The organism is Holospora undulata HU1 (assembly GCF_000388175.3).
Taxonomy (GTDB): domain Bacteria; phylum Pseudomonadota; class Alphaproteobacteria; order Holosporales; family Holosporaceae; genus Holospora; species Holospora undulata_A.
On sequence record NZ_ARPM03000010.1, the window covers coordinates 1 to 1,398 of the forward strand.

Annotated in this window: 1 protein-coding gene; it reads left to right on the forward strand. The window is 27.8% G+C overall.

The window, feature by feature from the left end:
- Positions 1 to 278 precede the first annotated feature (278 nt).
- A partial coding sequence (locus K737_RS00080) for a hypothetical protein (RefSeq protein ID WP_152530991.1) occupies positions 279 to 1,398 on the forward strand: 1,120 nt, incomplete at its 3' end.

The window sequence follows — 1,398 nt, forward strand, 5'->3', positions numbered from 1 at the left end:
ACTTAGACGACCCCAGCAAGTTCTACAAAAAAGAAGCTTTCGATTTTTTAAGTAGCTTAATAAATACTCCCGATGCGCTGAACTGCGTATTCCTGTCTTTTCAAGACAATAAAAAAGTGCTTACTGAAATCTTAAATTATTTTTCTGATCTTGGTGATTCAGATAATTTTGATAAAGTTTTTGAGGTTTTCTCTAAAAATGATTATTTTAATTTATTTTTATTACAAAGAATAGCAGCACAAAGTAATGCAAAACTTTTGTATCATATTTTTTCTGTTTTGGAAAAAGATGAAGAATGGAAGGAAGAAGCACGTCTTTCTAGCTTGATAAGTAACTTGCAAATGAATAATCCAAAAAATCTTGAGCAAGCTTTATGTACTTTTCTCAGTAAACATTTTAACAATGAAAAACTCACTTCTTATATAGATTTATTAAATATCTATATAGATTTATTAAATATGGAATCTGGAACGCTATTGAAAAGCCCTATACTTAAGACAATGCTTATTTTTCCAGAACTAGCTAAAAAAGTTTTTTCTGAAAATTTTGGTAACATTTTAAGAAGCTTAATAAATACTCCCGATGCGCTAAACTGCGTATTCCTGTCTTTTAAAAACAATGAAAAAAGGCTCACTGAAATCTTAAATTATCTTTCTGATCTTGGCGATTCAGGTGTTTTTGATAAAGTTTTTGAGATTTTCTCTAAAAATCATAAAAATTTATTTGAAAAAGTAGCAGAACAAAGTAATGCAAAAGTTTTGTATAATATTCTTTCTATTTTGGAAAAAGATGAAGAATGGAAGGAAGAATCACGTCTTTCTAACTTGATAAATAAATTGCAACTAGAGAATCCAAAAAATCTTGAGCAAGCTTTATATACTTTTCTCAGTAAACATTTTAATAATGAAAAACACACTTATATAGATTTATTAAATATCTATATAGATTTATTAAATATGAAATCTGTAACGGTATTGAAAAATCCTACACCTATACTTAAGACAATGCTTATTTTTCCAGCACTAGCTAAAAAAGTTTTTTTTGAAAATTTTGGTAACATTTTAAAAAAAGTTTTTGATGCTCCTAATTCAGAAAATAGAAGTAAGTATGAAGCTTTACAGTGTGTCACAGCAAATCGTTTAACGGGAATTGAAATAGATGATCAAGAGCTTTGTCTTTACATAAATAATGAAAAAATTACGTTAGATCGGTCAAATGAAGCGTATTCTTTTGTTAAAGGAGCAATCCAGCTTTTGCCTAAAGAACAAAAACTAAGTTTATTAGAGCAAAGTATATCTAGAATTTCTGATCCGTATATCGATTTTGAACTGGAACAATATTTGGATATCACTGGACTTTCTTACGATTACATTTTATATGCTTTAAATAACGATAAAG